This window comes from Mesorhizobium sp. USDA 4132 (genome assembly GCF_056279545.1).
In genome coordinates this window covers 3,373,350-3,393,292 of sequence record NZ_JBWCCP010000001.1, presented here as the reverse complement: position 1 = coordinate 3,393,292, position 19,943 = coordinate 3,373,350, and the positions used below count along the sequence as shown (strand labels likewise).

Genomic DNA, 19,943 nt, shown 5'->3' with positions numbered 1-19,943 from the left:
GTATCGATGGAGGTCGCCACGCCTGACGTGACGGGGAAGAACAACTGATGGCCGAAGACAAGCCGGATATGAGCGTCCTTCTGAAGGAGGTCGCGGAAAGCCCGAAGCGGGACAACAGCGTCTACCACAAGGCGATCGCCGAGGCGCGTCAGGCGTTCGAAGAGGCGGAGGCTGCTCTCGGCGGGCCGGTCGAGGTGCGGACCAAGACCAAGGTGAAGCGCAACGGCGACTACGTGGTGAAGTGGACGTTCAGGCGCCTGGACTAGGTATTTTCCGCCGCGATGGAATGGGTGGTCGACGTGAAGCCCAGCCGCTCCAGGCCGCGACGCACCTCGGGCGCGTTCATGAACAGGCGCCACAGCAGGCCGGATCGATAATTCTCGATCATCGCGATGATCGGGCCCTGGTCGATGGCAAGATATGTGCCGGCCACCCAGTCTGCCTTCGGCACGAAGGCATCGACGAAGCCGAATGCGCCGAGCAGTTTGCCATCGCCATACCGAAGCAATGCGCGCATGGCGCTTTCTGCCTCGGCGGGCAAGAAGGGAAAGCTCGACAGGGCCGCGGTCGGGGCGATGACGCCGCGATCGTAGGTCGGCGAATGGGCGCCGTAACCTTGCGGTCCGTCGGAGGCGCTGAGGCCCCAGACCCCGGCATTGGCATAGTCGGGCACGGTCAGGCAATAGTCGTGGTTGATCCGCGTATGGGCCACGGCCTGGCTCTGGTAGTCGCTGCAATAGCGGTCGCTCAGGCCTCTCGGGTCCAGCGTGCAGAACGAATAATGCGAGATGAAGAGCGGGCCGCCATAGGGCTCGCCAAGCGGAAGTTCGGTTCCGAGGTAAGTCGCGCCGTTGCGCATGGCGCCAGACCGGGCCCAGCCCGCATGGTAGCTCTCCGGCTTGATCGGATGGGTGTTGGAGCCGGCCGCCAGGACATAACAGGACAAGGCCTCGTTCCAGCCGCGGATCGGCAGGTTCATGGCCCATTCGTAGTTCGGGCTCCAGTGCCAGTAGAGGGCTTCATCCTTGCCGCGGGTGAACCAGTTCCATTCCACCTCGTCGAACAATCGCGTGATATCTGCCCGCAATTTCTCTTCCCGAGCGGTCCCACCGGCGAAATATTCCCGCGCGCAGATCAGGCCTTGCATCAGCAGCGTCGTTTCGACGAGGTCGCCGCCGTCGTCGCGTCCGGAGAAGCGGATGACGTCGTTCGTCGAGCCGTCGATGAAATGCGCGAATGCCCCGCGGAACGTTGGGGAGTGCCTCAGATGATCGATGATGGTCGATATGCGTGCCAGTGCCTGCGAACGGGTGATCCACTGGCGTTCGCAGGCGACGATGATGGCAAGCACCCCAAAGCCGACGCCGCTGACCGAAACGATGCCGGGAGAAGGCGCGCCCGAAACGAAGCACTTGTCGAACGGCAGCCCTGATTCGGGATGGGCACCATCCCAGAAGAAGCGAAAGGTTTGGGACTGTATCTTGTCGAGGCAATCGTCGAGGGTTGGGCTGGGCGGCAATTGACTGAAATTCATGATCTCAAGCTTCTGGCGGCAATGGTATCTGCGATACTAGCGGTTCTGCAGTAGGTAGGCACTCGGTGCGCCCGATTTAGACCAAGCGAAACACGTTGGCGTGAAGGATCAGAGCGCCGTGGCGCTCTGCCGTTCGATATCGTGGAACTGCAGCCGTGCAAGCTTGGCATAGAGGCCGCCCTCGGTGATCAGGCTTTGATGGGTGCCTTCTTCGACGATCCGCCCGTCTTCCAGCACGAGGATGCGGTCGGCTTTGAGAACTGTCGCCAGGCGATGCGCGATGACCAGCGTGGTGCGGTTCTCCATCAGCCCGTCGAGCGCCTTCTGGACCAGCGTTTCGCTTTCCGCATCGAGTGCCGAAGTCGCCTCGTCGAGCAGCAGGACCGGAGCGTCCTTGAGGATAGCGCGGGCGATGGCGATGCGCTGGCGCTGGCCGCCGGAAAGGGTGATGCCGCGCTCGCCGGCCATGGTGTCGTAGCCATTGTCGAGCCGCGAGATGAACTCATCTGCCTGGGCGGCTTTTGCCGCGGCGCGGACAGCCTCGCGGCTGGCATCCGGAGCGCTGAAGGCGATGTTATCGTGGATGGAGGCGGCGAAGATGGTCACGTCCTGGGGTACGATGGCGAGGCGGGAACGCAGTTCGGCGAGCCTTGCCTGGCGCAGGTCGATGCCATCGAGCTTCACCGACCCGGCGGAGGGATCATAAAAGCGCAGCAGCAGCGAGAAGATCGTGCTCTTGCCGGCACCGGACGGCCCGACGATCGCCACCGTCTCGCCGGACTTCACCTTGAACGACAGGGAATTCAATGTGATGGCGCTGACGCGGGCGGGATAGGCGAAGGAGACCGTTTCGAACTCCACTTCACCGCGCGGCGGGGAGGGGAGTGCGACGGGGTTTTCGGTGTCGCGGATGGCCGGGACTTCCTGCAGCAGTTCGGTCAGGCGCTCGGCGGCGCCGCCGGCTGCGGAAAGCTCGCCCCAGACTTCGGACAGCTGGCCGAGCGAACTTGCCGCGATCACCGAATAGAGCACGAATTGGCCGAGCGTGCCGGCGGTCATGGTGCCGGCCAGCACGCTCTGGGCGCCGTACCAGAGCACGCCGACGATGCTGCCGAAAACAAGCAGGATGCCGAAGCCGGTCAAAAGCGCGCGGGCCTTGATGGCGGTGCGAGCGGCGTCATAGGCGCTTTCCACCGTGCCGCCGTAACGGCCGTTGGCGGTCGCCTCGCCGCCGAAAGCCTGTACGGTACGGGTCGCGCCGATCACTTCGGATGCGAAGGCGGAGGTCTGGGCAAGCGTGTCCTGGGCGGCGCGGGAGCGTTTTCTGACCGAGCGGCCGAAACCGACCAGCGGAAAGACGATCAGCGGGATGGCGCCGAGCACCAGCGCAGAGAGGCGCGGGCTGGTATAGATCATCATTCCCATCGCGCCGAGACAGAGGATGGTGTTGCGCAACGCCTGCGAGGCGGAGGAGCCGAAGGCGGACTTGATCTGGGTCGTGTCGGCGGTCAGCCGCGAGACGATCTCGCCGGACTGGTTGACGTCGAAGAAGGAGGGCGACAGCGATGTCACATGCGAGAAGACCTCGCGGCGCAGGTCGGCGACGACCCGTTCGCCTATCGTGATGACGTAATAGTAGCGCATGGCGCTTGCGACGGCGAGGAGGGCCGCCAAGGCCAGTAGCATTCCGAAATAGTTGTTGATGAAATGGCCGTCGGACGAGGCAAAACCGTGGTCGACCATGCGGCGCACGGCGAGCGGCAGAGCGAGCGTGGTTGCGGCGGCGAGCGCCAGGAAAACGATTGCCGCGGCGACCATCGAACGATACCGGGCAAGATAGGGAAGGAGCCTTGCGAGCGGTCTTAAGGCTTTGCCTCTCGGCTGGTTTTCTCGGGCGTCTGCCACGTCATCTCCATAGGCCTGAAAGGCTCATTTCTCGGCCTTGCGGGTACTTGTACTTCCGGCGACCTTCCTGTATAGGCTCCGCATCGAATTGGGAAGCCGTGACCAGACCGGTCTGCGGCTTCATTTATTAAAGAGGCCTCTCGCTCGCAATTGCGACAAATGGACCTCGCAGAGCAGGAATATCGACATGAAGGCTGGCATCCATCCGCAGTATCACGTGATCAAAGTGGTCATGACCGACGGCACCGAGTACGAAACCCGCTCTACCTGGGGTTCGGAAGGCGCAACCATGAACCTGGAAATCGACCCCAAGTCCCATCCGGCTTGGACCGGCGGCAACCAGCAGATGCTGGACCGCGGCGGCCGCGTTTCCAAGTTCAATAAGCGTTTCGGCGGCCTCGGCCTCTAATACGCTTCTTGACGGAAGAGTTTCGAAGAGCCTGGCGGAAGCCGGGCTTTTTTCGTTAGCGGTGTTCTGGCGGGGGAGGAGCCGTTGCAAGAGCAATCCGATATTCCGGCCGCATCCCGGCGGATCGTGATCATGGGGAATGGCGGGTCCGGCAAGACCTGGCTGGCACTAAGGCTGGCAGAGCCGCTTGGCCTGTCGCTCGTTCACCTCGACGACGTGCATTGGGAGCCGGGTCGCTACGGAATTGCGCGCGACCGGGCCGTCGTGCACGAGGATGTCCGGTCGATCGCAGCGGGTGAAGCCTGGCTGATCGAAGGCGTCTATGGCCTCTACGTCGGCATCGCCCTGCCGAGGGCAACGACGTTGATCTGGCTTGATCTGAGTGAAGACGAGTGCGTGGCGAATATCATGCGCCGCGGCATCCAGGGCGGCGAGAGCCAGGGGTCATTCGACGGGCTGGTCAAATGGGTGTCGGAATACAGGCTTCGAAAGAACAATTGGAACTCGTTCGATGCTCACCTGAAGCTTTATGAAAGCTTCTTGGGCCAGAAGGCGCGGCTGACGAGCCGGGACGAGATCGATGCCTATGCGGAGAGCCTTCTGCCGATGCCAACCGATAAACATGATTGGCTGAAAGCGGCGGCACAGCGGAGCCACCTCACGGCCGATGCGCTCGATGCCGTCATCGAGGCAGTGGAGCGTGCCGAGATGGACCCGAACATTCGAAGGCGTTGACAGAAATGAAAAGGGCCCACGCTTGGCGTCGGCCCTTCGTTTGATCCTATCAAATAGCGCTACGGCAATCAGTTGCCGAAGGCGGTGCGCAGCAGGCTGAGCTGGGCGCGGACGCTGTTTTCGTTGTCCGGCAGGACGGCCGGGTCGGCCGGGCGATAGATCTCGCGATCGAGAATGGCGACCCGGTTCTGGAGGCGCAGCGAACGCTCGACGAGGTCGCGGAAACCTTCCGGCAGGTCGAGCCAGCCCGGAGCATTGCGGTCGACGTTGAAGCCGTCGAGGCGGACCTTGCTCTTTTCCGACATGACCTGCTCGCGGCTCATCTCGCCATTGTTGACGGCGCGTTGCAGAAGCAGCCAGGAGGCCATCTGCATGAGGCGGGTGGTCAGCCGCATGGATTCGGCTGCGTAAAGAACCGATGCCATGCGCGGCAGAACCTTCGACGCGGCGCGTCCCGTCCCGTCAAGGTAGCTCGCGGTCTCCTCGACCAGCGACATACCTTCGGAGTAGAGCGCCTTGAACTGCGAAGACGCAGCGGCACGGCCTGCAAAACTTACGGTATTCAATCCCTGTTCGGACATCGAAATCATCCTGCTCAACGCAATCACATTCAGGCAATGACAACGGCGGATAAAAGTTCCCATGCCGTTCTGACTGATCTGAACATGATACTTATAATGGAAATCCGCAAGGCGTTTCTTAAGGAAAGGTTAATACCCACAAGAAGTGGTAAACAGCCGCCATGTTCCTGAAATGAGACGCATTTTGGCGTCCAATACAACAGTTTGTTTCTGTGGGAAAGCCGGTTGAAACCCTTGCCTCCGCGGTATCGAGGGCAAGGAGCCGGGGCCGGGCCGGCGCGGCCATAAAAAAAAGAGCCGCGGAAAGGCGGCTCTCAAGGTAAAACAGGGAGAAATCAGACCATTCGCCGAATGGTGAAACTGTCTGAGTCCAGGAAGCCTGAACGCCTTTATATTGTTCGATGATGCTTAATATAGTCTTAACATTAAGGGGAAATACTTAAAATAATTGGCGAGCGGCAGCGTTCAGGAACGGAACAGACTGTCGGCCGCGCGCCGGCCTGCGGCCTTTTTCTCCTTCTCGGCCTCGATCCGGGCGATCTCCTGCCTCAGCAGGCCGATTCGCGATTCGAGCTCATCCGCGGACAGCATGGAGAGGTCGCAGCCGAGTTCGTGGGTTGTCGGTTTCTTCGGCCGTTCATCGTCGATAATGCTCATGACGTCTCCTTTCCGGCATTCGTGTCTGGCCTGACATTCTCCGGCGTCGAACCGCCGGTCTTGGCACGCGGGTCGAGCGACAGGCTCTCGGGCGTTGCAAGCGGCGAGGTCGAGGCCGGTGCGGTCGTGTAGGCGTCGCGCTCGGCGATGGGAACCGGCGCTCGCTGACGGCTGCGAATGATAGCATAGGCGGCCACCAGAAGATGCGCCCCGGTCGTCACCGCAAACAGCGCATGCGGGCCCGCCCAGGTCATTACCGGGCCGCCGAGCGTCGGGCCGATGATGGTTCCTATCCCATAAAGCAGAAGCAAGCCGCCCGAGACTTTTACGAAGTCCTCGGGAGCGGCAAAGTCGTTGGCATGCGCGACCGCGATCGGATAGAGCGCGTTGGCGGCGGCGCCATAGATCGCTACCAGCACGACGATCTGATAGGTGCCGGTCGGGTGGATGACCAGGATCGCCAGGCCCGCCAGTGCTGCCGCGGCCGAAAGGCCGGCAAGGACGTGGCGGCGGTCCATCCTGTCGGACAGCCGGCCTGCCGGAAACTGCATGATCGCACCGGCGAAGAGGGTGATGCTGACCATCGCCGCCACCGCGCCCTGGTCGAGGCCGGCGCGGGTGGCGAAGACGGCGCCGAGCGTGCCGTACGCGCCGTTGGCGGTGCCGATCAGCAGGATGCCGATGCAGGAGATGGGCGAGTTGCGGAAGAGGCCGCGCAGATCCAGGCGTGCGCGTTTCAGCGGTTGCGGCGAGGCGGCCTTGGACAGAGTGGTCGGCAGCGCTGCGAGGCTGTAGAAAATGCCGCAGATCATGAACAGCGTCGGTGTCGAAATATCCGCGAACGGCACCATCAATTGGCCGCCGACGACGCCGAAAAGGGTGATCGAGATATAGAACGAAAAGATGGTTCCGCGGCTTTCGCTGGTGGCGCGCTCGTTCAGCCAGCTTTCGATGATCATCGAGGTGCCGGCGGTGCAGAAACCGGTGATGGCGCGCAGGACCAGCCAGGTGTTCTGGTCGACCATCAGCCCGGTCAGCAGCACGTTCAGGCAGATCAGCGACAGGAAGCCGGAAAAGGCGCGGACGTGGCCGATGCGGCGCACCACGTTCGGCGCCACGAAGCAGCCGATCACGAACCCGGAGGCCCATGTGGTGCCGAGCAGGCCGAGCACTTCGTTGGAATAACCTTCCTGCGCGCCCCGCACCGGCAGAAGCAGGCTCTGCAGGCCATTGCCGAGGAAAAGGAGAAGCGTACCGCAAAGGAGGGCGAGGATTGGAAGGAGGTTTCGTCTCATCTTTGCTACTGTCAGCTCTTTGCGCGAATGCGATCAATCACGGGACCGCAGGCAAGCATTGTTGCATGCGAATGAACCGGGCGTTAACGAAAGCGAAGCGGACTATCTATTCCCCGAATCCCTCCGCATCTATCTGTGGTGGAGCGCAAAAATGTCCAGCCTGTGGCGGATGAGATCGGCAAAGCTTAAATGACAAAGCCAATCGCGGTTCTTCTGATCCTCGCCATGCTGGTACAGATCATCAAGCCGCTCAATCTTCCAGGCTTAAGGCGCCGGAGCGATTTCTGGAGGCTCGCCGTCGTCGCTTTCGCTGTCTGGAGCATTGCGCTGATCCTGCGCGAATTCACCACGCTCTAGAGCCTTTAACCCGGAAAGGCTCTAGACCTCGATCGAGCCGCGCATGACGGACACGCAGCGGCCGGTGATGGTGACGTCGGTGACGGTTCCGGCCGCCTTCGCCACATCGAGTTCGATGATGCTGCGGCGGCCCATCTCGACACCCTGCTCGATCGTCAGATGCACCCTGGCATCCGTCTCCGGTGCACGCGTCACCAGGAAGGCGGAGAGGGCGGCAGACGCGCTGCCGGTCGCTGGATCCTCCATGATGTTGTCGAGCGGCGCGAACATGCGGGCGCGAAAGTTCCAGGGCTTTTCCGGGTTGCGGACATAAAGGAAGATGGGGAAGTCGCCTTCGGGACCCTCGTGCTTTGCTGCTGCCTCGTGGAAGACGGTGATGTTCGGCCGGGCGGCGGCAAGTGCTTCGAGACCGTCAAGTTCGGCGATCGCGAACGCGAGACCGACGGAGGCGAAGACCGGCTTGTGGGCGGTGGTGCGCACATGTTTCGCATCGATCGAAACGCAGCCGGCGATCAGGCCAGGCTCGATCTCCGAGCCGATTTCCAGCGGCCGCGGCGCGCGGATCGTGGCGCCGATCACGCCGGTCGGTTCACGCAGCAACCGGACTTCGACCAGGCCGGCGATCTCCTCGAAACGGAGCGTATCGGCGATCGGCTTGCCGAAAAGGTCGGCGCGCTGGCCAAGCACATAGGCGGTGCCGACATTGGGGTGGCCGGCGAAGGGAATTTCCATCGTCGGGGTGAAGATGCGTACCCGCGCGCTGTTCTCAGGGTTTTCGGGCGGCAGGACGAAGGTGCTTTCGGCGTAACCGAATTCGATGGCGATGTTCTGCATCTGCCGGTCGGTGAGCCCACGCGCATCCGGCACCACGGCGAGCGGATTGCCGGCGAAACGTTCGCTCGTGAAAACATCGACGGTGATGAAATCGGCGGTCGGCATGGCGAAAATTCTCCGGGAGCGATGCCGGATTTAAAGCCTCATCAACCGCCATGACCAGCCAATGTTTTTGATCGGCATCATCACGGAAATGAAACCGGCCAGCATCGTCGGCTCAGGCAAGGCCGTGGTCCCGCATCGCTTTCTCCTCGTCGCCGGTGATATAGGCGAAAATCCTGGGGGTACCGTCGGCGACAGTCACCAAATAAAAATTGGTGAACCGCACATTGCCAGCCTCGCCCGCCTTGTTGACATAGGAAAAATCCCAGCCGATTTCGGCAAGCGCATGAAGATCGTTGAGGCAGGTGATCTTCACGCCGGTTATGTCCATCCGCTTGCCGCCGACCTCGCGATATCGGGCAAAGCCCTGCGGGATCACTTCGCGGAATGCCGCGTCATTGGCTCCGCCGAACACGGCCTGCGGTGTCGAGCCGACGAAATAGGCGGCGAAGAACGCTGCGATGCCCGCGATATTCACCGACGCCGCATCCTTGAGGGCATCATTGCTGGTCCGGCCGTACTCGTCGAAAAGCCTGTGGACCCTGGTTTCCATTTCCATCATGGCAACCTCCATTCACGCAATGAACGCCGCTTCGCCCTTTCGGTTCAATTGGATTTTGAGGTGGCGACACAACAGAAAGGCCGCTCCGTTGCCGAAGCGGCCTTCTTCCTCCTCCTTGAAAAGGCGCTCCTCAAGCAGCCTTTTCGAGATCTTTCTTCCAGCTTCCCTTGGCGGCGAGGCTGTTCATCTCGGCGCGATGGGTGAAGGCGCGCTGGCCGGCTGCAACATTCTCGGACTTGCCGCCCCAGGCCTTGAGAGCCTGGTCCTGAAGTGCGCGGCCGTAGGAAAAGGTCAGCCCCCAGGGCAGGTCGTAGCCGGAGTTCATCGCCGAAAGATGGGCGGTCGCTTCTTCCGACGACTGACCACCGGAGAGGAAGGCGATGCCCGGAACCGCGGGCGGAACGGTTGCCTTCAGAACCCTGACGGTCCGCTCGGCCACTTCCTCGACCGACGCCTTGCGGGCTTTCTTGCCGTCGATGATCATGTTCGGCTTCAGGATCATGCCTTCGAGCTTGACGCGGGCGTCATAGAGGTCGGCGAAGACGGTGCGCAGGACCCATTCGGTCACTTCGGCGCAGGTATCGATGCTGTGGGTCGCCGGTTCGCCATCCATCAGCACTTCCGGCTCGACGATCGGCACGATGCCGGCCTGCTGGCAGAGCGCCGCGTAGCGGGCGAGCGCCTGCGAATTGGCCTTGATCGAGCCCCAGGTCGGCAGCTTCTGCTCGGTGGAGATGGCGATCACGCCGCGCCATTTGGCGAAACGGGCACCGGCTTCATAATATTTCGCGAGCCGCTCACCGAGGCCGTCGAGGCCCTCGGTGATGGTTTCGCCCGGGAACGCGGCCATCGGCTTGGCGCCGGTATCGACCTTGATACCCGGGATCGACCCCGCGGCCTTGATGATATCGACAAAAGGGGTGCCGTCAGCGGCCTTCTGGTAGAGGGTTTCCTCGTAGAGGATGACGCCCGAGATGCACTTCTTCATGGCGTCGTCGGAGCGGAACAGCATTTCCCGGTAGTCGCGGCGGCTTGTTTCGGTCGATTCGAGATTGATGCTGTCGAAGCGCTTCTTGATGGTGGAGGTCGATTCGTCGGCGGCCAGGAGGCCCTTGCCGTCGGCGACCATCTTCACGGCGATGTCTTCAAGACGTTCAGTCATTTTCGGTTCTCCCAAAGCTCATGAAATGCGGATAACAGAAGTTATTTTAAAGGGAAATCCTACGGTAAGCTATTGAAACGATTGAAATGCTTTCAATCGTTTAAAACATCTAAAATTTTTTAAACCAGTTAACTCGGGAGCGCGCCGCCCTATATGGCACGCGCTCCATTCGGGAAAATGCCAGATCAGGCGGCCTTGATCAGCACCGAGACGCCCGGCAGATCCTTGCCTTCCATCCATTCCAGGAATGCGCCGCCGGCGGTCGAGACATAGGAGAAGTCGTCGGCAGCGCCTGCGTGGTTGAGGGCTGCGACCGTATCGCCGCCGCCTGCAACCGACGTGAGCTTGCCGGCTTTTGTCTGGGCTGCGGCATGCTTTGCGGCAGCGACCGTCGCCTTGTCGAAAGGCTCGATCTCGAATGCGCCGAGCGGGCCGTTCCAGACGAGCGTCGAGGCCTTGGAGATCCATTCGTTGACGGCTGCCACCGACTTCGGCCCGACGTCGAGCATCATGGCGTCAGCCGGGATCTTGTCGATATCGACCACTTCGTTGGCAGCGCCTGCCTTGAACTCGCGGGCGACGACGCCGTCGACCGGCAGCACGATGGCGCAATTGGAGGCTTCGGCTTCCGCCATGATCTTGCGGGCCGTGTCGGCAAGGTCATGCTCGCAGAGCGACTTGCCGACATCGATGCCCTGTGCCGCGATGAACGTGTTGGCCATGCCGCCGCCGATCACCAGCGCGTCGACCCGTTTGACAAGGTTCTGCAGCAGGTCGATCTTGGTCGAAACCTTGGCGCCGCCGACGATCGCAACGACCGGGCGGGCCGGATTGCCGAGGCCCTTTTCGAGCGCTTCGAGTTCTTCCTGCATGGTGCGGCCGGCATAGGCGGGCAGGTGATGGGCGAGGCCCTCGGTCGAGGCATGGGCGCGGTGGGCTGCGGAGAAGGCGTCGTTGACGAAGATATCGCCGTTCTTGGCGAGCGCCTCGGTGAAGCCCGGGTCGTTCTTTTCCTCGCCCTTGTGGAAACGGGTGTTTTCGAGCAGCAGGATATCGCCGTTCTTCATGCCGGCGATCGCCTGTTCGGCTTCCGGACCAATGCAGTCGGAGGCGAAGAGGATCTTGTGGCCGAGGACCTGGTTGACGGCGGAGACGATCAGCGACAGCGACATGTCGGCGACCGGCTCGCCCTTCGGACGGCCGAAATGGGCAAGCAGGATGACCTTGGCGCCCTTCTTCGAGAGTTCCAGAATGGTCGGGGCGACGCGCTCGATGCGGGTCGCGTCGGTGACCTTGCCGTCGGCAGCAACGGGAACGTTGAGATCGACGCGCACAAGCACGCGCTTGGCTGCGATATCGGTGAGGTCGTCAAGGGTTTTGAAGGCCGGCATGATGCTAATCCATTTACTCGGAAAGTTCGTAGCGGACCTTACTATGCCTGACCGGCGACGCAAGACGATTGGTCGCAGCCATCCATATTCCGTCTGCCGCGGATACGCCGCACGTCGATTCTACCGCGACAATGCAGCGGGTGCAGGATTTTATTTGGGCTTTCGCCCTCTTTATGCCGGGCCCTCGGGCGGCACGGCGCCCGGTTTCACGGGCAGGTGCTTGCCTCGGTATTTGCGGATCAGATCGCGGACGCGATGGGCGATTTCGCGCATGTTGATGAAGATCGGTAGATTGGTCGCCGGCTCCACGGGTTCCAGCGAAATGCCGATGCTGCGGACATGTTCGTGCTCGTCGAGTTCGCGCACGATCAGGATGATCGAGCCGAAGCGGATGCGGTCGGCATAATCCGCGCGGCCGCCGAGCCGCGAGGTGATCAGGTCGCCGACGGTCATGTTCTGCTCGTTGGCGGAGAGCAGGCCGGGGCCGTAGGCGGCGTCAAGCTCCTTGGCGGGCCTCGTCGGCGAGATCGCAAACGCGCCGAAAAATTCCGCGTCGTCCTCGTCGACCGGCACCTGGCTTGCGAAGATGCGGTCCAGCAGTTTCGAATAGGCGGGGGAGATGAACAGGTAGACCTGGTCGTTCTCCTTCAGCCGGCCGGCATATTGGTAACGCATGCTGCGGCCGTCGCGGATGACCAGCGACGGCATGGCCCAGCGGGGGATGCGCTCGCCCTGCAGGATCGGGCTGTCCTTCATGACGCGGTAGGAGATCAGCTCGTGATGGGCGGTGCCCGGCAGGTCGAGCTCGATCTTGTCGACGGCGCCGATGCGCGGCGGAATGATGAGGCCGAGCTTGTGGGCGACCGGCTTGATCGTCCAGCCCTGGACGAGCAGGGAGACCAGCACGATGATGAAGGTGGTGTTGAAGAAGAGCTGGCCGTTCTCGACGCCGCTCAAGACCGGCATGATCGCAAGCAGGATGGAGACCGCGCCGCGCAGGCCGACCCAGGCAAGGAAGCTGGTCTCCTGCTGGGTGAAATCATAGGGCAGCAGGCTGAGCCACACGGCGATCGGCCGGGCGACGAAGATCAGGAAGAGCGCCAGCCCGATCGCCGGCAAGAGGATGGCCGGGAATTGCGAGGGCGTGGCGAGCAGGCCCAGCACCAGGAACATGATGATCTGCGCAAGCCAGGTCAGCCCTTCGTTGAAGCGGATGATCTGGGGTTTTGCGAACATCTTGCGATTGCCGGAATAGATGCCGGCCACATAGACCGCCAGAAAACCGCTGCCGCCCATCGCGCCGGTGAAGGAAAAGACGAGAAGCGCAAGCGTCAGCACGAAGATCGGCGCCAGGCCCCGGTCGGATGTGAAGCGGTTCAGCACCCAGACGATCATCATGCCGCCGAACAGGCCGCAGATGACGCCGAGTCCCATTTCCTCGACGAATAGGAAAAGGAAATGCAGGTCGAGGCCGGAAAGGCCCTGGCCGGTCGCCAGAAGCTCGGCGAGCGCAATGGTCAGGAAGATCGCCATCGGATCGTTGGTGCCGGACTCGACTTCGAGCGTCGAGCGCACCTTGTCGCGGATGTTGATGCCGCTGACGCGCAGCAGGAAGAAGACGGCGGCGGCATCCGTCGAGGCGACGATCGAGCCGAGCAGCAGGCCTTCGAGCCAGTTGAAATTGAGAAGGATCATCGCCCCGAGGGCGAAGATGCCGGTCGTCAGCAGCACCCCAACCGACGCAAGCGTGATCGCCGGAGCCGCGGCAAGGCGGAACGAGTGGATAGGGGTCATGAAGCCGGAATCGAACAGCACGATCGCCAGTGCCAGCGATCCCAGCATGAAGGTGAAGGAATAGTTTTCGAATCGGATGCCGAGGCCATCGACGCCGGCGAGCAGGCCGATCGACAGGAAGATCAGCAGGAGGGGAGCGCCGAAGCGGAAGGCGAGGAGGCTCGAAAGGGCAGCCGCCAGCACCAGGACCGTGCCGACCAGCAGGACGATATAAAAAGCCTCCACCTATATGTCCCTTCCTTCGCACCTCTCGCCGACACCATCCCCGTCCGCAGCCCCGAAACCGGAACTGTGCCACGCCGCAACGCGGCCATGCAAGAATGGGGCAGATCCCGGCCGAGGGCCAGGCGAATCGACGGATCGATTAGGCGGGAACAATTCCGGCAAGAGAAGGGCAGGGGATAAAAAAGACGGACCAGTGCCTTGGCGCCGGCGGCTTTTCACTTTTCTGCCCAGCGTCCTGTCCCAAAACCGGTACCCACTTTTGGGGGCGCTGGATTATCGGAGAGCCCACACGAATGCGGAACCTCATAGTAAAATAATAATATGGCTCCGCATTCGCGTGGCCTTCGGCGTCTTTTCGAGGCTTCCGGCCTCTACAGGTGATCATCTCGCCTCGCTGCGTGGCTTCGTTTTCGACTTCCTTTCGGGAAATCCTGCCACTTGCACGGCTCAACCGAACCGGACATGGCTGTCCGGGGGAGGCTTGATAGGGAAAGCGCCGGTTGCCCGATACTCGCCCATGGCTTTCACCTCTTCCACCCTCCCCGCACGTTACGGTTCTGATGAAAGCGCCTGCCCCGCCTGCCCGCGAACGTCTCGCGCAACACTCCGGCGACGGAAGCGGGAGGATTGTAGGCACGGTTTGGAGGGGCGGGGAAAATCGAGGGTGAAAAAATTTGGCGGTGCGCTGAAATGCAGGACTTGGCTGTCGCGGCCTCATGGAGCGGATATCATAGATGGCTTTTTTCGGCCCAAACCTGCAGGACTACGGTGGTGCAGCGAAGAGCGGCTAACAGCAATATGTGTAGAATCTTTATACCTGATATGCTTTCCAATGGTCGCTTTGGTATCAATCAGTTTGGAACAGAACCTTGCTAAGAATTAATTGCAGTGATGGATCGAAATTAGAAGCTACCGAAGATGAGTTCGCGCAGTTTCGAAACGGGCTGGTGGTGCAGTTAGATGACCGCCTTGAACAACGAATTTCACATCTGGTTTGGATGGATATGTTCGTTGGCTATAAAAGATCTTCGTTGAATTGCTTCGCAGTTCTAGGAGCCATCAAGAACCTTGAAGCTGGTGAGCCAGAGTCAGGCGTGAAACCAGCAACACGCTTTAGGCGTGAGCCTCTGAAGGGACTTTGGCATAAACATTTTTACACTGGTGCCAACCTGCCTCTCAACGTCATTAATGGCCTCAGGGACGGAGAGCTTGAACGGATTGCCGAAAAACTCCGAAATGAGGGTCATCAATCAGAAGATCTTGACCGGAGGAGGTACCTCGGTGCAGCGATGCAAGCTGTAAAGAATTCTCTTGCCGAACGCAGTTCTGCTCAAAAATTGACCGGTGAATGGTTGATCTTTGCAAAATGCAACACCGGAAACCTGTATCTCTCGTTGGGTTATCACGATCAAGGATGCTCTTCAGAAGAGAGAGACCACTTTTTGTTTGAAAGGATCAAAAGTCACTGTGCCCATGAATTTCCTGACTTGCACATGTTTATCCAGAATGGCTAATTCGCCCGTTGTTCAAGGCGCGTAATTCTAAAGCTGACATTCACAAATCAAGCTCCAAAGGCAGCTACGCCCGCAATGGAGCCATGAGCGGCTCATGGCTACCGCGTGCGAATTCAAAGCAGCACCGTCCTTCCGATATCCCCACAAACAAAAACCCCCTCCCTTGCGGGAGGAGGTCCATATCTTGCCGGTGCCGCCCGAAGGCAGCGTCTGTGATCCTCAGATGAGCTTGGCAAGCGCGACCGACGTGTCGGCCATGCGGTTGGAGAAGCCCCATTCGTTGTCGTACCAGGACAGAATGCGCACGAAATTGCCTTCGAGCACCTTGGTCTGGTCGATCGCGAAGATCGAGGAATGGCTGTCGTGGTTGAAGTCGCGGGAAACGAGCGGTTCTTCTGTGTAGCCGAGGATGCCCTTCAGGGCGCCGTTGGAAGCGGACTTGATCGCTTCGTTGATTTCGGCAACCGTGGTCGTCTTCTTGGCGACGAACTTGAAGTCGACGACCGAGACGTTCGGGGTCGGCACGCGGATCGAGGTGCCGTCGAGCCTGCCCTTCAGATGCGGCAGAACCAGGCCGACGGCCTTGGCGGCGCCGGTGGAGGTCGGGATCATCGAGAGCGCTGCGGCGCGGGCGCGATAGAGGTCCTTGTGCATCGTGTCGAGCGTCGGCTGGTCGCCGGTATAGGAATGGATCGTCGTCATGAAGCCGTGGTCGATGCCGACGGCGTCGTCGAGGACCTTGACCACCGGAACCAGGCAGTTGGTGGTGCAGGACGCGTTGGAGATGACCAGGTGTTCCCGGGTCAGCTGATCGTGGTTGACGCCGAAGACGACGGTCAGGTCAGCGCCGTCGGCCGGGGCCGAGACGATGACGCGCTTGGCGCCGGCGGTCAGGTGCGCCGCGGCCTTGTCGCGGGCGGTGAAGATGCCGGTGCATTCGAGCGCGATATCGACGCCGAGTTCGCGGTGCGGCAGGGTCGCCGGGTCCTTGATCGCCGTCACCTTGATCGGCTTGCCGCCGCCGACGATGATCGTGTCGCCGCTGACTTCGACGCTTGCCGGGAATTTGCCGTGGATCGAGTCGTAACGCAGCAGGTGGGCGTTGGTCTCGACCGGGCCCAGGTCGTTGATGGCGACGACCTCGATATCGGTGCGACCGGATTCGACGATCGCGCGCAGCACGTTACGGCCGATGCGGCCGAAACCGTTGATGGCAACCTTGACAGTCATTTCACATACTCCCGCTTTTAGCTTGTCTTGGAAATTTCAGTTGGATCAGGCGAGCTCTTTTTCGGCTGCGGCAACAACCGCTTCCGCGGTGATGCCGAAGTGCTTGAAGAGATCCTTGGCAGGGCCCGAGGCCCCGAAGGACTTCATGCCGATGAAGGCACCCTTCGGACCGATGAAGTGATCCCAGCCTTCGCGCACGCCGGCTTCGACGGCAATCTTGACCGGCGAATTGCCGACAACCGCGGTCTGGTAGGATTCCGGCTGGTCGAAGAAGAGTTCGACGCAGGGGACGGAAACGACGCGCGTCGCGATGCCCTTGCCATCAAGCGTCGCCTGGGCTTTCAGCGCCAGTTCGACTTCCGAACCCGACGCGAAGATCGTCACCTTGGCGTCGGCGGCGGAGACGAGCTCGTAGGCGCCCTGGGCGCAGAGGTTCTTCTCCTCATAGGTCTTGCGGGCCGGCGCCAGGTTCTGGCGGGTCAGCGCCAGGCCGGACGGGCGGTGCTTTTCCTTCAGCGCCAGCTGCCAGCATTCTGCCGTCTCGGTCTCGTCGGCCGGGCGGAAGATCAAGAGGTTCGGGATGGCGCGCAGGGCTGCGACCTGTTCGACCGGCTGGTGGGTCGGGCCGTCTTCGCCGACGCCGATCGAATCATGCGTCCAGACGTGCACGACGCGGATGCCCATCAGGGCTGCGAGGCGGACGGACGGACGGCAATAATCCGAGAAGATCAGGAAGCCGCCGGAATAGGGGATCAGGCCGCCATGCAGCGAGATGCCGTTCATGGCCGCGGCCATCGCGTGTTCGCGGATGCCCCAGTGCATGTAGCGGCCGGAGAAATCGGTCGGGGTGATCGACTTCATCTGGCTGGTCTTGGTGTTGTTCGACGGCGTCAGGTCGGCCGAACCGCCGAGCGTTTCGATGACGATGCCGTTGATGACTTCGAGCGCGTCCTCGGATGCCTTGCGGGTGGCAACGGTCGGGTTGTTCTCGGCGATCTTCTTCTTAAAGGCGTCGATGGCGCTGTCGAAATTGCCCGGCAGGTCGCCGGCGAAGCGGCGCACGAACTCGGCCTTCTTCTCAGCGGCGGTGGCGGCGAGGCGATCTTCCCAGTCCTTGCGGACCGTGGTCGAGCGCAGGCCGGCAAGGCGCCAGGCATCGAGAACGTCGGCCGGAACGGTGAAGGCTTCCGCTTCCCAGTTCAGCGCATGCCGAGCTGCGGCGATTTCCTCGGCGCCGAGCGGCGAGCCGTGGACCTTGTGGGTGCCCTGCTTGTTGGGGGCGCCGAAGCCGATGATGGTCTTGGCTGCGATGAAGGTAGGGCGGTCGGACTTCTGGGCGGCTTCGATCGCCGCCGAAATCTGATCGACGTCATGGCCGTCGATCTCGATCGTGTTCCAGTGGGCGGACTTGAAGCGCATCACCTGGTCGGTCGAGTCCGACAGCGAGACGGCGCCGTCGATGGTGATCGAGTTGTTGTCCCAGAAGAGCACGAGCTTGTTGAGCTTCAGGTGGCCGGCAAGCGCGATGGCTTCCTGGCTGATGCCTTCCATCAGGCAGCCGTCGCCGCACAGCGCGTAGGTGAAATGGTTCTGCAGGTCGGAGCCGAATTCCTCTTCCAGCTTGCGCTCGGCGATCGCCATGCCGACGGCATTGGCAATGCCCTGGCCGAGCGGGCCGGTGGTCGTCTCGATGCCCGACGCGTGGCCGTATTCCGGGTGGCCGGCGGTCTTGGAGCCGAGTTGGCGGAACTGCTTGATGTCCTCCATCGTCATGTCCTCGTAACCGGTGAGGAACAGCAGCGAATAAAGCAGCATCGAACCGTGGCCGGCGGACAGCACGAAACGGTCGCGGTCCGGCCAGAGCGGGTTCTTCGGGTCGAATTTCAGGTAGCGGGTGAACAGAACCGTCGCGATGTCGGCAGCGCCCATCGGCAGGCCGGGATGGCCGGAATTGGCCTTCTCTACAGCATCCATGGCGAGGAATCGGATCGCGTTCGCCATCCGGTTATGTTTGTCGAGAGAGGTCATGGCTAATCCGCTTTTTACGGGTGTCGGTCACGGTCCGCGTTGGACCACTTGAAGAGTGGCCCAGGGACCACCTAAGAGCGGGTGATCCTTAGCAGGTGCAACGCGCAAGTCAACAAAAGCGCCGTCGCACCGAGGCGATCGTGACGAACTTTCCCGCAGCTGCCGGAATTCCGTGCAGCATGTGACGAGGGGCAGAAACATAGTTGACGATCCACAGTTAGGACATGTTTGAAGGGTCTCGATTGATTGACCGGCTTGCAGGCGGTGAATAGTCTTCCGGCCTTGTTGGAGAGATCGATCGTATCGATTCGGCTCATTTCGTGTATCGACAGGAAGCTTCGCATGCCGTCGGAAAAGACGATCGACATGGTGATTTCGGAACTTAAGGCGGCGATCGGCGGTCTTGAGAGCGCCGTCGATGCGCGCATCGAGCGCCAGCGCGAGACCCAGGACGTGGAGGGCGAGGTCCGCCGGGTGCACGCGGACCGGGCACGGCTCGCGCAGGAGCTCGACCAGTCGCAATTCCGCGCCAATCGACTGGAAGAAGTAAACCGGGAAGTCTCGAGGCGTCTCGTGACGGCGATGGAAACCATCCGCGCCGTGCTCGATCGCTGATGCGCCAGGATCAAAAGGGAATGCCATGGCCCAGGTAACGGTGATGATCGACGGCAAGGCCTATCGCATGGCCTGCGAGGAAGGGCAGGAAAGCCACCTGACCGAACTTGCCGATCGATTCGACCGCTACGTAGGGCACCTCAAAAGCCAGTTCGGCGAGATCGGCGATCTGCGCATCACCGTGATGGCCGGCATCATGATCATGGACGAACTTTCGGAGATGACCCGCAAGCTCGGCCTGCTCGAGACCGAGGTCGCGGCACTCAAGTCCAACCGCGACGGTGCGCTCGAAACCCAGCAGCGCAACGAGCAGCACGTGGTCTCGGCGCTCGGCGAGCTCGCCTCGCGGCTCGACGGGCTGACCGCCAAGCTCAACGGCCGCACGCCCGCTCCCGTGAACTGATCAAAGTCGATAATAAAGGCTTGCCGCCACTGGTGCGGACCGACAATCACACATATATTGCCGATGCGATCTGCGCCTCACGACAGGAACCACAATCCCTGGGGCCATACTCGATCCAAAGGGAGCTGTCCCTGGCCAGGCCCGTGGGCTTGGACACACGGCGCCCACCTACGTTTGTAGGCACCCAGGATCGTAAACATCCATCGGTTGCCGCGGATCGCACTTCTCCCTTTTTGACCTGATTGTTTCCGGCTTCCGGCGACAGTGAAGTCGCAGCCGCATGCAAGGCAAAGACCGCCTGGCTTAAACACTCAGCTGCATTCCGGACTGCAGCCGAGAGGCGGGACTGCTGGTTGGGGGGTCTTTCCCGCGCGGCCATCCTTATTGAATATCCGCGATTCGCATATTGACCGGATGATCTATTCTCGCATCTGCTTGTAAAGTGCAGGACGAGCGAAATCGGGTCCGGACTGATCGGCTTGGCTGGCGATTGTTCATCCGGCGGCGACAACTGCGAATGCCGGGCCAGATCTATATTTAAGAATTCTCAAATTTATCCACCATATCGTGGACTTGGCGCCGCGTGGTCACGGTTTGGACGAGACTCTTA

The 19,943-nt window shown here is 61.3% G+C and carries 19 protein-coding genes and 1 other RNA gene; 8 read left to right on the top strand and 12 right to left on the bottom strand.

Annotation, left to right across the window (positions count from 1 at the left end):
* Nucleotides 1–47 precede the first annotated feature (47 nt).
* Complete coding sequence (locus tag ACZ9IU_RS17300) at nt 48–266, top strand: hypothetical protein (protein ID WP_038544976.1); 219 nt, start codon at nt 48–50, stop codon at nt 264–266.
* Here ACZ9IU_RS17300 and ACZ9IU_RS17295 read toward each other — a convergent pair.
* On the bottom strand, nt 263–1,534 hold the full coding sequence (locus ACZ9IU_RS17295; protein WP_080719204.1) for a glucoamylase family protein: 1,272 nt from the start codon (nt 1,532–1,534) through the stop codon (nt 263–265). The genes ACZ9IU_RS17300 and ACZ9IU_RS17295 overlap by 4 nt on opposite strands.
* Nucleotides 1,535–1,642: 108 nt before the next feature.
* Nucleotides 1,643–3,439 carry an ABC transporter transmembrane domain-containing protein gene (locus ACZ9IU_RS17290; RefSeq protein WP_038544973.1) on the bottom strand — a complete coding sequence of 599 codons (1,797 nt, stop codon included), beginning with the start codon at nt 3,437–3,439 and terminating at the stop codon, nt 1,643–1,645.
* A 187-nt stretch (nt 3,440–3,626) separates the two neighbouring features.
* Here ACZ9IU_RS17290 and rpmE point away from each other — a divergent pair, with 187 nt between their 5' ends.
* Together rpmE and ACZ9IU_RS17280 are read left to right on the top strand one after the other, a co-directional pair.
* On the top strand, nt 3,627–3,848 hold the full coding sequence (rpmE, locus tag ACZ9IU_RS17285) for a 50S ribosomal protein L31 (RefSeq protein WP_007775493.1): 222 nt from the start codon (nt 3,627–3,629) through the stop codon (nt 3,846–3,848).
* Nucleotides 3,849–3,932: 84 nt separating this feature from the next.
* Nucleotides 3,933–4,583: a P-loop NTPase family protein gene (locus tag ACZ9IU_RS17280; RefSeq protein ID WP_065814780.1), complete on the top strand. Its 651-nt coding sequence runs from the start codon at nt 3,933–3,935 to the stop codon at nt 4,581–4,583.
* Nucleotides 4,584–4,651: 68 nt separating this feature from the next.
* Here ACZ9IU_RS17280 and rcdA read toward each other — a convergent pair whose 3' ends face one another.
* The 3 genes from rcdA to ACZ9IU_RS17265 all read right to left on the bottom strand — a co-directional run bounded on the left by rcdA (nt 4,652) and on the right by ACZ9IU_RS17265 (nt 7,116).
* Nucleotides 4,652–5,164: a protease adaptor protein RcdA gene (gene rcdA, locus ACZ9IU_RS17275; protein WP_038544967.1), complete on the bottom strand. Its 513-nt coding sequence runs from the start codon at nt 5,162–5,164 to the stop codon at nt 4,652–4,654.
* A gap of 465 nt (nt 5,165–5,629) precedes the next feature.
* The gene (locus tag ACZ9IU_RS17270) at nt 5,630–5,821 is read right to left on the bottom strand and encodes a DUF1192 domain-containing protein (RefSeq protein ID WP_038544964.1); all 192 of its coding nucleotides are present in this window, start codon (nt 5,819–5,821) and stop codon (nt 5,630–5,632) included.
* Entirely contained in the window at nt 5,818–7,116 is a 1,299-nt protein-coding gene (locus ACZ9IU_RS17265; protein WP_051899799.1) for an MFS transporter, read from the bottom strand. The genes ACZ9IU_RS17270 and ACZ9IU_RS17265 overlap by 4 nt, the downstream gene beginning before the upstream one ends.
* Nucleotides 7,117–7,305: 189 nt before the next feature.
* Here ACZ9IU_RS17265 and ACZ9IU_RS17260 point away from each other — a divergent pair, with 189 nt between their 5' ends.
* Nucleotides 7,306–7,473, top strand: coding sequence for a hypothetical protein (locus ACZ9IU_RS17260; RefSeq protein ID WP_167551677.1), 168 nt, complete (start codon nt 7,306–7,308; stop codon nt 7,471–7,473).
* A gap of 21 nt (nt 7,474–7,494) precedes the next feature.
* Here the strand turns inward: ACZ9IU_RS17260 and ACZ9IU_RS17255 are convergent, their stop codons facing one another.
* The 5 genes from ACZ9IU_RS17255 to ACZ9IU_RS17235 all read right to left on the bottom strand — a co-directional run bounded on the left by ACZ9IU_RS17255 (nt 7,495) and on the right by ACZ9IU_RS17235 (nt 13,543).
* The gene (locus ACZ9IU_RS17255) at nt 7,495–8,412 is read right to left on the bottom strand and encodes a PhzF family phenazine biosynthesis protein (protein ID WP_038544961.1); all 918 of its coding nucleotides are present in this window, start codon (nt 8,410–8,412) and stop codon (nt 7,495–7,497) included.
* Nucleotides 8,413–8,524: 112 nt separating this feature from the next.
* Nucleotides 8,525–8,971 (bottom strand): DUF6841 family protein, encoded by a 447-nt coding sequence (locus ACZ9IU_RS17250; RefSeq protein ID WP_157885164.1) that lies wholly within the window; start codon nt 8,969–8,971, stop codon nt 8,525–8,527.
* A gap of 130 nt (nt 8,972–9,101) precedes the next feature.
* A complete protein-coding gene (locus ACZ9IU_RS17245) occupies nt 9,102–10,133 on the bottom strand; it encodes a class I fructose-bisphosphate aldolase (protein ID WP_038544955.1) in 1,032 nt (343 codons plus the stop codon).
* Nucleotides 10,134–10,318: 185 nt separating this feature from the next.
* Nucleotides 10,319–11,524: a phosphoglycerate kinase gene (locus ACZ9IU_RS17240; RefSeq protein WP_038544952.1), complete on the bottom strand. Its 1,206-nt coding sequence runs from the start codon at nt 11,522–11,524 to the stop codon at nt 10,319–10,321.
* A 171-nt stretch (nt 11,525–11,695) separates the two neighbouring features.
* Complete coding sequence (locus ACZ9IU_RS17235; RefSeq protein ID WP_038544950.1) at nt 11,696–13,543, bottom strand: potassium/proton antiporter; 1,848 nt, start codon at nt 13,541–13,543, stop codon at nt 11,696–11,698.
* Nucleotides 13,544–14,412: 869 nt separating this feature from the next.
* Here ACZ9IU_RS17235 and ACZ9IU_RS17230 point away from each other — a divergent pair.
* Complete coding sequence (locus ACZ9IU_RS17230) at nt 14,413–15,057, top strand: hypothetical protein (protein ID WP_157885163.1); 645 nt, start codon at nt 14,413–14,415, stop codon at nt 15,055–15,057.
* A 219-nt stretch (nt 15,058–15,276) separates the two neighbouring features.
* Here the strand turns inward: ACZ9IU_RS17230 and gap are convergent, their stop codons facing one another.
* A complete protein-coding gene (gene gap / locus ACZ9IU_RS17225) occupies nt 15,277–16,287 on the bottom strand; it encodes a type I glyceraldehyde-3-phosphate dehydrogenase (RefSeq protein ID WP_038544947.1) in 1,011 nt (336 codons plus the stop codon).
* Between the two features lie 45 nt (nt 16,288–16,332).
* A complete protein-coding gene (tkt, locus tag ACZ9IU_RS17220) occupies nt 16,333–18,315 on the bottom strand; it encodes a transketolase (protein ID WP_038544944.1) in 1,983 nt (660 codons plus the stop codon).
* A gap of 342 nt (nt 18,316–18,657) precedes the next feature.
* Here tkt and ACZ9IU_RS17215 point away from each other — a divergent pair, with 342 nt between their 5' ends.
* The 3 genes from ACZ9IU_RS17215 (at nt 18,658) to ssrS (ending at nt 19,556) form a co-directional block, all read left to right on the top strand.
* Nucleotides 18,658–18,930 (top strand): DUF4164 domain-containing protein, encoded by a 273-nt coding sequence (locus tag ACZ9IU_RS17215; protein ID WP_038544942.1) that lies wholly within the window; start codon nt 18,658–18,660, stop codon nt 18,928–18,930.
* A 25-nt stretch (nt 18,931–18,955) separates the two neighbouring features.
* On the top strand, nt 18,956–19,333 hold the full coding sequence (locus ACZ9IU_RS17210) for a cell division protein ZapA (RefSeq protein WP_038544939.1): 378 nt from the start codon (nt 18,956–18,958) through the stop codon (nt 19,331–19,333).
* 64 nt (nt 19,334–19,397) lie between these two features.
* Nucleotides 19,398–19,556, top strand: a non-coding RNA gene (gene ssrS, locus ACZ9IU_RS17205) — 6S RNA.
* Nucleotides 19,557–19,943: the final 387 nt, after the last annotated feature.

Coding starts and splice junctions, on each gene's coding strand:
- ACZ9IU_RS17300 (WP_038544976.1), top strand. CDS start 48: ATGGCCGAAGACAAGCCGGATATGAGCGTCCTTCTGAAGGAGGTCGCG.
- ACZ9IU_RS17295 (WP_080719204.1), bottom strand. CDS start 1,534: ATGAATTTCAGTCAATTGCCGCCCAGCCCAACCCTCGACGATTGCCTC.
- rpmE (WP_007775493.1), top strand. CDS start 3,627: ATGAAGGCTGGCATCCATCCGCAGTATCACGTGATCAAAGTGGTCATG.
- rcdA (WP_038544967.1), bottom strand. CDS start 5,164: ATGTCCGAACAGGGATTGAATACCGTAAGTTTTGCAGGCCGTGCCGCT.
- ACZ9IU_RS17270 (WP_038544964.1), bottom strand. CDS start 5,821: ATGAGCATTATCGACGATGAACGGCCGAAGAAACCGACAACCCACGAA.
- ACZ9IU_RS17265 (WP_051899799.1), bottom strand. CDS start 7,116: ATGAGACGAAACCTCCTTCCAATCCTCGCCCTCCTTTGCGGTACGCTT.
- ACZ9IU_RS17260 (WP_167551677.1), top strand. CDS start 7,306: ATGACAAAGCCAATCGCGGTTCTTCTGATCCTCGCCATGCTGGTACAG.
- ACZ9IU_RS17255 (WP_038544961.1), bottom strand. CDS start 8,412: ATGCCGACCGCCGATTTCATCACCGTCGATGTTTTCACGAGCGAACGT.
- ACZ9IU_RS17250 (WP_157885164.1), bottom strand. CDS start 8,971: ATGATGGAAATGGAAACCAGGGTCCACAGGCTTTTCGACGAGTACGGC.
- ACZ9IU_RS17245 (WP_038544955.1), bottom strand. CDS start 10,133: ATGACTGAACGTCTTGAAGACATCGCCGTGAAGATGGTCGCCGACGGC.
- ACZ9IU_RS17240 (WP_038544952.1), bottom strand. CDS start 11,524: ATGCCGGCCTTCAAAACCCTTGACGACCTCACCGATATCGCAGCCAAG.
- gap (WP_038544947.1), bottom strand. CDS start 16,287: ATGACTGTCAAGGTTGCCATCAACGGTTTCGGCCGCATCGGCCGTAAC.
- tkt (WP_038544944.1), bottom strand. CDS start 18,315: ATGACCTCTCTCGACAAACATAACCGGATGGCGAACGCGATCCGATTC.
- ACZ9IU_RS17215 (WP_038544942.1), top strand. CDS start 18,658: ATGCCGTCGGAAAAGACGATCGACATGGTGATTTCGGAACTTAAGGCG.
- ACZ9IU_RS17210 (WP_038544939.1), top strand. CDS start 18,956: ATGGCCCAGGTAACGGTGATGATCGACGGCAAGGCCTATCGCATGGCC.